Origin of the sequence: Lutibacter sp., from assembly GCF_021647475.1 — a bacterium.
Classification (GTDB): Bacteria; Bacteroidota; Bacteroidia; order Flavobacteriales; family Flavobacteriaceae; genus Lutibacter.
In genome coordinates, this window is the sequence record NZ_JAKIUR010000071.1 from 1 (window position 1) to 10577 (window position 10577).

General features: G+C 27.9%; 12 protein-coding genes. 6 read left to right on the forward strand and 6 right to left on the reverse strand.

Going from position 1 to position 10577, the window contains the following annotated elements; translation table 11 throughout:
- On the reverse strand, positions 1-149 hold a 149-nt coding region (locus L3J60_RS12395), incomplete at its 3' end, for a transposase (protein WP_291975885.1).
- A 37-nt stretch (positions 150-186) separates the two neighbouring features.
- On the opposite strand from L3J60_RS12395, the gene L3J60_RS12400 reads away from it, so the two are divergent.
- The 3 genes from L3J60_RS12400 (at position 187) to L3J60_RS12410 (ending at position 1814) form a co-directional block, all read left to right on the forward strand.
- The gene (locus tag L3J60_RS12400; protein ID WP_291975874.1) at positions 187-522 is read left to right on the forward strand and encodes an outer membrane beta-barrel protein; all 336 of its coding nucleotides are present in this window, start codon (positions 187-189) and stop codon (positions 520-522) included.
- A 189-nt stretch (positions 523-711) separates the two neighbouring features.
- Entirely contained in the window at positions 712-963 is a 252-nt protein-coding gene (locus tag L3J60_RS12405; protein ID WP_291975875.1) for a hypothetical protein, read from the forward strand.
- A gap of 134 nt (positions 964-1097) precedes the next feature.
- Positions 1098-1814, forward strand: coding sequence for a methyltransferase (locus tag L3J60_RS12410; protein ID WP_291975876.1), 717 nt, complete (start codon positions 1098-1100; stop codon positions 1812-1814).
- Position 1815: 1 nt separating this feature from the next.
- Here L3J60_RS12410 and L3J60_RS12415 read toward each other — a convergent pair whose 3' ends face one another.
- From L3J60_RS12415 to L3J60_RS12435, 5 genes are all read right to left on the reverse strand, one after another.
- Positions 1816-2799: a hypothetical protein gene (locus L3J60_RS12415; RefSeq protein ID WP_291975886.1), complete on the reverse strand. Its 984-nt coding sequence runs from the start codon at positions 2797-2799 to the stop codon at positions 1816-1818.
- A complete protein-coding gene (locus L3J60_RS12420) occupies positions 2800-3408 on the reverse strand; it encodes an NAD(P)-binding protein (RefSeq protein ID WP_291975877.1) in 609 nt (202 codons plus the stop codon).
- Positions 3398-4777, reverse strand: a complete 1380-nt coding sequence (locus L3J60_RS12425; RefSeq protein ID WP_291975878.1) for a hypothetical protein — start codon at positions 4775-4777, stop codon at positions 3398-3400. The genes L3J60_RS12420 and L3J60_RS12425 overlap by 11 nt, the downstream gene beginning before the upstream one ends.
- A 27-nt stretch (positions 4778-4804) precedes the next feature.
- Positions 4805-6175: a saccharopine dehydrogenase family protein gene (locus L3J60_RS12430; protein WP_291975880.1), complete on the reverse strand. Its 1371-nt coding sequence runs from the start codon at positions 6173-6175 to the stop codon at positions 4805-4807.
- 82 nt (positions 6176-6257) lie between these two features.
- Positions 6258-6479 (reverse strand): DUF2007 domain-containing protein, encoded by a 222-nt coding sequence (locus L3J60_RS12435; RefSeq protein ID WP_291975881.1) that lies wholly within the window; start codon positions 6477-6479, stop codon positions 6258-6260.
- A gap of 81 nt (positions 6480-6560) precedes the next feature.
- Here L3J60_RS12435 and L3J60_RS12440 point away from each other — a divergent pair, with 81 nt between their 5' ends.
- The 3 genes from L3J60_RS12440 to nhaA all read left to right on the forward strand — a co-directional run bounded on the left by L3J60_RS12440 (position 6561) and on the right by nhaA (position 10403).
- Complete coding sequence (locus L3J60_RS12440) at positions 6561-6929, forward strand: DUF423 domain-containing protein (RefSeq protein ID WP_291975882.1); 369 nt, start codon at positions 6561-6563, stop codon at positions 6927-6929.
- Between the two features lie 357 nt (positions 6930-7286).
- A complete protein-coding gene (gene pckA / locus L3J60_RS12445; protein ID WP_291975883.1) occupies positions 7287-8891 on the forward strand; it encodes a phosphoenolpyruvate carboxykinase (ATP) in 1605 nt (534 codons plus the stop codon).
- A gap of 204 nt (positions 8892-9095) precedes the next feature.
- Entirely contained in the window at positions 9096-10403 is a 1308-nt protein-coding gene (gene nhaA / locus L3J60_RS12450) for a Na+/H+ antiporter NhaA (RefSeq protein WP_291975884.1), read from the forward strand.
- Positions 10404-10577 lie beyond the last annotated feature (174 nt).

Here is a 10577-nt window from a genome sequence, read left to right on the forward strand (position 1 = left end):
CCTGACTTCTCACAACCTTTTGTACCTCCACATTTACTACAAGTAAAACCATCTTGCCACTTTATTTTAGCTAAATAGGCTTTACAAGCATCATCATTTGGTAGTTCTTTTATAAAGTTTAGTATATCTTGCCCTTTAAATTGTTCCATATCTCTTTGTTTAAAGAGATAAATATACGGTAACTAAATGACTAACTCAATATATTTATATTATCTAAAAGCAACATCTACAATCCCAGAAGTAAAAGCAGAAAACAAAGGATTTACAACTTATTTAAGCTCTAATAATTCTTTTATTTTAAATACAAATAAAACAGTGTTTGCGTCTATTAATTACTGGTATCAATTTCCCGAAGCAAGTGATTTAGATAATGCAAATGCCTATTCACAATTAGATATTAGTTTTAAAGTGTTATCGCTAAATAAAAGGTGGATTTTAAATATAAGTGGCTCTGATATCTTAAAAACAAACCGCCCAACTTACATATCTTATAATAGCAATAATATAAAAAACGACTTTTAGTAATTATTATGATAATAGAAGGTTAAATTTTTCACTAACTTATCGTTTAGGTAATAATAAAATTAAAGGTAAAAAGCATAAAGGTAGTAATCAAGATGAAAAAAATAGAATTAATTAATAATCTACGAATAGAAATAAAATTTAAAAAAATAGCAGAAGAAGTAGAGCAACTCATAAAAAAATAGTTAAATGAATAGCAAAGAGTTAGAAATTAAACTTGATGAACTAAAAGTCCCAAAACGATATTATTCACTTAAAAAAGGATTATTGCCCGATAGATTTTATTTAGTAACTGTTGAAGATTCTTATTGGGAATTTTATTATTTTGATGAAAGAGGAGGTAAAAATAATTATAAAAAATTTTTATCAGAAGAAAATGCATGTAACTATTTTTATAGTAAAATGATTGAGATGAAATATGCATGGAGTGCATATAATTAAAAAATATAGCGGAAGATAAAAAAGTGCTTATTAAGCTTTACTCTAAAATTATAGACAAATAATTTCTTTTTATAGAGTCTAATTATCATATAAATTATTTTATATTGTTCATAATAATTCAAACATTTTATTAAATGTCCAACAAATCTTTTAAGTTTAAACAATTTACAATTCAACAAGATAAAACAGCAATGAAAGTGGGTACTGATGCTGTTTTATTAGGAGCTTGGGTAAATTTAAAAAACGAATTAAATACTATTTTAGATGTGGGTTCAGGAACTGGACTAATTGCTTTAATGTTGGCACAGCGTTCTTTTGCTGAAACTATTGATGCAGTAGAATTAAATGAAAATGCATATTTACAAACGGTCGAAAATTTTGAGAATAGCGATTGGGGAGATCGATTGTTTTGTTACCATGCATCGTTTCAACAATTTACTGAAGAAATAGAAGATAAATACGATTTAATTATTTCTAATCCTCCTTTTTATACTTCAACCTATAAAGAATTAAATAGAGATAGAGCTTTGGCTCGGCATAATGAAAGTCTATCATTTGAAGAGTTATTGTATGGAACTTCAAAACTTTTAAGTGATACAGGAACTTGTGCTTTTATTATTCCTTTTGAAGAAGAAGTTAATTTTATTAAAATAGCAGCTCAAAATAAATTAGTTCCAAATAGAATAACTAGAGTTAAAGGAAATGAAAACACAGCTATAAAAAGAAGTTTATTGCAATTTTCAAAAACTAAAACTGAAATAGAAATTGATGAATTGATTATAGAAATCACACGTCATAAATGTACCAATGCTTATAAAAATTTGGTGAAAGATTTTTATCTAAAGATGTAGATTAAGCTTCTTCGTGATAATCTTGCTCTGTATTTATAGCCCAAATATTATTTTTAGAAATTATATTGTTTTTTATATTTTCTACGGCCGTCATAGCCGTTAGCATTGAGTGGTCCTGATTGTTATACTTATGCATACCATTTCTACCAACTAAAAATAAATTTTCGATAGTATTAGTGTAATTTTTAATTTCATCAAATCTATTGTAGCTGCCAAAATAGGCTGGATATGTTTTTGGCATTTTAATTATGGTAGCATCCAATACGGCTTCCTTTTCAATAATGTTTATTGAAGTCAGTTCGTCTATGGCAAATTTTATAAAATCTTTATCGTTTTTTTGCCATAAATCATCACCTTCATTACAAAAATACTCTAAGCCTAACCACACATTATCGGGATTTTTAACCAAATGTGGACTCCAATTATTAAACACTTGTAAACGCCCTATTTTAACAGATTTTTCTTGGATGTAAATCCAGTTATCCTTTATTAAATTATTTCCATTTTTATTTTTTGGAGATTGTTTTATTTTTAGATTTTTTAGTAGGAGTCCTACGGTTATAAAATCTCTGTATTGTAAATTATTGGCAACTTCTACAATACTTTTGGGCGGTTTTGGTTTTAAGCTATTTATCAATTCTTTTACTGGCATGGTAGAAAAAAAATAATTACCAATTAAGGTTGTTTGCTTATTGTTTAAAACATTAGTAATGATAATATTTTTAATCCTGTTTTGTTCTAAAACAATTTCTGTAGCTTTTGAATTAATTAAAATTTCACCTCCTTTTTCTTTAACAATTCTAGCAACTTCATTCCACATCTGTCCCGGTCCAAATTTGGGATATAAAAATTTTTCTATTAAACTCGTTTCTGTGTTATTTTGACTTATTCCCTTCTTTTTAGAAACCACCTGTTTTAATGCATGTTGCAGTGCTTTACTAACAGAAACACCTTTAATGCGTTGTGCACCCCATTTGGCTGGAATTTATTTACACGACTTACCCCAAACCTTTTTGGTATAGTCTTTAAAAAAGGTAAGGTAAAGTGTTTTACCAAATCGATTGATAAAAAAATCTTCTAAAGAGGTTTCTTTAGTTATTGGAAATAATCTAATCAACAAATAGCTAAAACCAATTTTAAGTGTGGTTATAAATCCTAATTTTGAAAGTGTTTGAAAGCTTAAAGAAATAGGATACTTAAAAAACTTTTGTAGAAAAAAAACGCGTGAAACACGTTTTCTAATCAATAGAACCTTATCAGATAATTTTATTGAATTTCCCTTTTTATTTAATAAAATTTTATTCTCTTTACCTTGATAATTTATATTTATAAAATCACTTTTTGTGTCATTTTGAATAGGTAAAATATTTTGCCACCAATCCATTACACGTTGTGATTTTGAGAAAAAGCGATGACCGCCGATATCCATTCTATTTCCCTTATAATTTACTGTTTTAGAAATACCACCCATATCGCTAGACATTTCTACAACAATTGGTTTAATATCAGTGTGCTTTAGCAATTCAAAAGCAGCTGTTAAGCCCGCAGGTCCTGCCCCAATTATTATAGCTGTTTTTAGGGTTTTATTTTTCATTAGAAGACCTGTTTTTAAACATATTAATTTTATTAAATAACTTTTTTATTAACACATTATCAATTAAAATGACACCAATAATAAGGGGTACCAATGGCATAAAATATCTAGAAGCACCTACCGGACCAGCTAATAAAATAATATAAAGCAACAGGCCCAAAACTATAATTTTAAAATTTAAATTGATTCTCTTATTCAAGATAAACAGAACTAAACTCAACAACTTAAAAACATTAAGAAATAAAATCAAACCTAAAATTAGCAGTAGTGGAATAGAATAAGTACTGACTAAAAATTTTAAAACACTTATTATTCCACCATTATTTAGATGATATAAAATACCTTTCTGATTTACGTTTTTAGTATTGAGTAAAAAGAAATTAGAAATATCGTATCTACCAGGGTCTAAAATTGCATATACACTTCCCTGTAGGTGATAAAAACCATAACTAATTAAATTTTTGCTCAGAAAATTTTTACTAGCTTTGTTTAAATAAGTTGTCCGTTTGGCGTAATCTTGAATTTTATTAGCATTATTGTGAATGCTATCTATAAATTTATCCGCGTAAGCGTAGCCCTTTTTACTCATCAAAAAAAGGCGTGTATTATAATTTAAAAGGTTGATGGTTTGAATACTAGAATACTGATATTTATTTGTTCGCTTATAATTCCAAGTTAACATTAAAAAAATAGCTAAAACAGGTAAAATTGATAAGATTGCAGGATACCATTTTTTTATTTTATAAGATAAATATACCATATAAATTAAACTAGGGATAACAAACAAATACATAACTGGTTTTGTAAATGCAGCTAAAATTAAGGCAAAACTGTACCAAATTAAATATTTTTTTTCTTTAAAATAGATAAAAAGTAATGCATTTCTAAACATTAACACAATAAAAAATTGAAATATAACTTCAGAAAAAATGGTATTGGCATAAATAAATTGTGATGGTGTTAAGGCTAACAGAATTATAAATATAACATCGTATTTTGTTTTATAATTAAAAAGAAAAAGCGTTTTTCTAACTAAATATATAGATATTATCGAAATGATATTTTGGAAGAATATAATAACAAATAAAGGTGCTTTAAATAGATAAAACAAGGATAAAAACAAGGGATATACTGGTGGGCGTAAAGTGTAGTAATCAAAATTAATAGGATTGCTTAAATCGTCACAATAAAAAATACCGTGTTCTATAATATTTTTAGCTTCGGTTAAATATTGGTATGGATCAATATGTAGGTTTTTGAATCCGGAAATAGGATAATAATTGTTTTGAAATACGGCAAAACCAAAAAATAAAAGGTGAATTAATACTAGACAAACTACAAATACTAAATCTCTTTTATTTTTAAACATTTATAATGATTGTTTTTAGGTTATAAATTACCCTACCACATTTTCGGGATTATAACCTAAATAGGACATTTTTTCTTCAGTAAAAATAATTCCATTTTCTTTTAATTCGCTTAAAATAGGTTCATAAATTTCTTTGCTAATTGGTAATTGAACTCCAGGAGTTTTAATTTCTCCATTTAATATCTTTAAAGTTGCAATTCCAACAGGTAAACCAACGGTTTTTGCCATAGCAGTATAAGTTTGATCATCGCCTATGCAAACCATACTGCTTTTAATTTGTTCTTTTTTACCATTAACTTCATATCCAAAAAGATGTTGCATTACAATCATATCTTTATCATCTTTTTCTAAAGTCCAGCTTTCTTTTAATATTTTTTCAAGAATTTGGGCGGGTGTAGCATTTTTTAGTCCAATTTTTTTGTTCGGATTAAATAAATCTAATTCCAATAATTTTCCCCAAACTTCATCATCCTGATCAATTTTTAAATAATAACGTAGTTTTAATTCAACCGAATCATTAGGATTATAGGCTAAAAAGGAATTGGTGAAATCTCGATAACTCATATTTTCAGAATCTTCAATGGTGTAACTATCATCAGTCATTCCAAGCTGTATAAAAACATTCCAAGCTCTTGAAAAACCAACACGTCTTATAGTTCCTCGGTATAAGGTTAAAATATCATCTAATCCATAAATACTCTTGTATTTTAAGGAATCTCGGTTGGCATATCCTTCAAATTTCCCGTAGTTATTAATATGTAATATTTCAGTTCTTCTGAATAATTTTTGGTATGGAATGTATTTATATTTCCCTTCCTGTAAAAATTTTGCGGCACCACCTTGTCCGGCTAAAACTACATTTCTTGGATTCCAGGTAAATTTATAATTCCATAAATTAGTATCACTTTCAGGAGCAACCAATCCGCCAGTAAAAGATTCAAAAAGCAACATATTGCCATCTTTTTCTCTAATGCCATCAATAACTTGCATAGCACTCATATGATCAATACCAGGATCTAATCCAACTTCATTTAAAAATACCAATCCTTTTTCAACTACTTTTTTATTAAGCTGTTTCATTTCTTTAGAAATGTAAGATGGCGTAATAAGGTTCTTTCCAAATTCAATACAATCCTTTGCTACTTTAATATGAAGGGTTGCCGGTAGCATTGATATTATAATGGTAGCATTTTTTATTTCTTTTCTTCTAGCTTCTTCATTAAAAATATCTAATGTAATTGCTTTTCCGTTTGGGTGATTGTTTATTTTTTGTTTCGCTAATTCTAAAGAAACATCTGCCACAATAACCTGCAAATTTTCAGAACTTGATTTTTTTAGTAAATAAGTAATAAGGGACGATGAAGATTGGCCTGCGCCAATTACCAAAATAGTACGCATTTTTATATAAATTTAACTCAAAAATTGAAGTACGAATGTACAAATTTAAATGCTCACATTATTTAAAAAACAGCTATTTATCTTAGTGCTTTGTAGTTGCTAAAATTTGTTTTGCATTTTCAAAATCTAACTCATTAATTTTTAGTCGATAACCTTCTAAACTAGGAATGCCAATAGTTGTTAAGTTTTCATCAAAAACATAGCTAGGAATATTATAGGTTGCCAATAAAGTTTTTGCTATATAAATTTCATGAATTAAACTTGTTTCAAATAAGGTTATTAAAGTATCTGAATGTTTTATCATAATAAATGGTTTTTATAAATATACTAAAATTGAATATGAAAGGTATTAAGTTTATATTTACTGCTTTAAATTTATGATAAAATGAATAAAAATTTAACAATTACTTCTATTTTAGGAGCTATTACTATTATTTTAGGTGCTTTTGGAGCACATGCTTTAAAGGATAAATTAGGAGTTTACGAGTTAAAAAGTTTTGAAACGGCAGTAAAATATCAAATGTTTCATGTACTCGTTTTATTGTTTGTAAATACCATGGTTAATTTTACTTCAAAAATTAAAAATCAATTAACATTATTATTCTTACTTGGAATTTTGTTTTTCTCTGGATCCATATATGCAATTACATTTGGAGTTCCTGCAAAACTTATTTGGTTTATAACTCCGCTAGGAGGTTTACTTTTTATAATTGGTTGGTTAAAAATGGCTTTGGTTTTTTATAAAAAATCATAATTAATACTTTGATTGTCCGTAATTAATCATAAAATGTTCGTCATGCTAAACCTGCCTGTCCGGCAGGCAGGTTTAGCATGACGTATAAATATGAAATATGACACAAAACGAATATACATTTTAATACTTCTTTAAAAAATAAAATAAGACTTATTTTATTAAATAATCGAAAGCGTTTTCGTTAAAAATAATAGTTTCAATAATTTACTATATATCTAATAATCAACAATATAAGTAACTAAAACGTTATCGTAGATTGTTGGTAAAAATGACTTTCGTCACAATTGTTACAAGATATAATTTTGTAAATTTGTAATGGATTTAAATTAAAGTTCATAACAGTAAAATTTATTTAATATGAAAAATGTTAAAAATAAAATTATCCAAGATTTAAAGGTATTGGGAATTGTAGGAAATGAAAAAGTAATGTACAACCAAACTTACGAAGAATTATATAAATCTGAAATAGCACATCACCGTACGGGATTTGATAAAGCACAGAAAACTAAAACAGGTGCTGTTGCAGTAAAAACAGGTGTTTTTACAGGTCGTTCTCCTAAAGATAGGTACATTGTAAAAGATAGTGTATCTGAAAATACTATTAACTGGAATAGTGTAAATACACCAACATCTAATGAAGTTTACCAAGATTTAAAAGAATTAGTGATTAATGAACTTTCAAGTTCAAAAAAATTATATGTTGTAGATGCCTTTTGTGGATCAAATGCCGATACTCGTTTAAAAGTCCGTTTTGTATTGGAAGTCGCTTGGCAAGCACATTTTGTAACCAATATGTTTATCAGACCTTCTTTATATGAATTAGAAAATTTTGGAGAACCTGATTTTTTAGTTTTAGCTGGTTCAAAAGTTGTGAATCCTAATTGGAAAAAACAAGGCTTAAATTCTGAAAACTTTGTGATGTTCAATTTAACTGAAAAAATTCAAATAATTGGTGGTACTTGGTATGGTGGTGAAATGAAAAAAGGAATGTTTTCAATGATGAACTATTATTTGCCATTAAAAGGAATTGCTGCAATGCATTGTTCAGCAAACGTTGGTGAAAAAGGGGATGTTGCAATATTTTTTGGGTTATCTGGAACAGGTAAAACAACTTTATCTGCAGATCCAAAACGATACTTGATTGGAGATGATGAACACGGATGGGATAATAATGGTATTTTTAATTTTGAAGGAGGTTGTTATGCAAAAGTAATTGATTTAAGTGAAGAAAATGAGCCTGATATTTGGAGAGCAATTAGAAGAGATGCACTACTGGAAAATGTGGCAGTTGATGAACATGGAAAAATAGATTATAGTGATAATTCAATTACAGAAAATACAAGAGTTTCTTACCCAATTTATTACATTAATAAAATTGTATTACCTTCAAAAGCTGGTCACGCAAAAAAAATTATATACTTATCTGCTGATGCATTTGGAGTCTTACCTCCAGTTTCTATTTTAGATGATGCTCAAGCTCAATATCATTTTTTGTGTGGTTTTACCTCTAAATTAGCAGGTACTGAAAGAGGAATTACGGAACCAGTACCATCATTTTCTCCTGCTTTTGGAGAGGCTTTTTTAACCTTGCACCCAACCATGTATTCAAAAACATTGGCTAAAAAAATGAAGGAACACCATGCAAAAGCTTATTTGGTAAATACAGGATGGAACGGGACAGGTAAAAGAATTTCATTAAAAGATACTCGTGCAATTATTGATGCAATTATTGATGGTTCTATTGATAAAGCTGGAACGGTTAAAATTCCTTATTTGAATTTGACAGCACCAAAATCATTAGAAAAAGTGAGTGATATTTTAGATCCAAGAAAAACATATAGTGATGCAAAAGAATGGGAAGAAAAAGCTAAAAAATTAGCAGCCTTATATATCAAAAATTTTGAAAAATATTGTGATAATGAAGAAGGTAAAGCATTAATTGCTGCTGGGCCTCAATTATAATTTAGTATTTTTATATTAAACTTAACCCGTTGTGCATTATGATAAAATTTCGTCAATTCAGGCAGGCTCGAACTGACGTAACAGTAAGTTTAAAAAGTTAAAATGCACAACGAGTTAAACTTAATATTAACCTCCCATTTGGGAGGTTTTTCGTATTAAAAATTAAAATTATTGTATATTTCGCAGATATTAAAAAATGACTAAATGAAACGTATTAGTAATTCATTAAAAAGTTTTATAAAATTAGAAACCGCTTCAAGTATTATCCTTTTTGCCTGTTCTATTTTGGCTATTATTTGGGCGAATTCATCTTTTGGTTATATATATGAAGCGTTATGGAATCATAAGTTTACTATTGGTTTTGCAGATTCAAGTTTTTATTTATCAAAACCTTTAATATTATGGATTAATGATGGTTTAATGGCAATTTTCTTTTTTGTTATTGGATTAGAAGTAAAGCGAGAAATCTTGGTTGGTGAATTAACAACTTTGCGAAAAGCATCGCTTCCTATTTTTGCAGCTATTGGCGGAATGTTGTTTCCTGTAATCATATTTTTAATTCTTAACAATGGAAAAATTGGAAGTGAAGGTTGGGGAATACCAATGGCTACTGATATTGCTTTTACTCTGGGTATTTTAAAATTATTAGGTAAACGTGTTCCTTTAGGATTAAAAATATTTTTAACAGCATTTGCAATTGTTGATGATATAGGAGCAGTTTTAGTAATTGCTATTTTTTATAGTGCAAATATTCAATGGGAATTAGTAGGTTATGCTATGTTAATTTTTAGTGTATTAATATTTTTAAGTTATAAAGAAATATATTCTAAATATTTTTATTTTATTATGGGTTTTGTAGTTTGGTTACTGTTTTTAAAATCAGGAATTCATCCTACTATTGCAGGAATTTTAATGGCATTTACTATTCCAATAAATAGAAAAGTAGATTTTAAAGAATACCTAAAAGTAATAACAAAAAAACTTAGTTTTTTCAAAGAAGAAAGTTCACATAAGAGTAAACTAATGAGTAAGAATCAATTACATGCAGTTGATTCTATCGAAAAAATTACTCAAAAAGTGCATTCTCCACTTCAGCATTTAGAGAGTACGTTACATGGTTGGGTGTCCTATATTATTATGCCAATTTTTGCTTTGGCAAATGCAGGAGTAGTGTTGAGCCTAAATGGATTGGAAAATACAAGTCATATTACTATGAATATTGCGTTAGCCTTGGTATTAGGAAATACTATTGGCATTATGTTTTTCTCTTTGATAGCAGTAAAACTAAAACTAGCAGATTTACCAAAAGGAGTTAATAATTTACAATTATTAGGTGTAAGTATCTTAGGCGGGCTAGGATTTACGATGTCTTTATTTATAGTTAATTTGGCATATACTAATGATAGTTTAATAGCTGCATCAAAAATGGGAGTAATTTTGGGATCTTTAATTGCTGGCATTTTAGGCTATCTCGTCTTACGATTTAGTTTAAAATCAAAGAAAATAACTTAGTAAAAATGTTGCTTGTATTTATATTCCACAAATTTAAAATAGTTATCTAGTCGAACCTATTTTATTACAAGAAGATAGTTTTAATAGTGTTTTTAGTTGTTTTTATTACCAAAATAGGGTTCAAAAAAGACCAGTTTTTAGTATCTTGGTGCATAAAACCTTGTCAAATGCGTT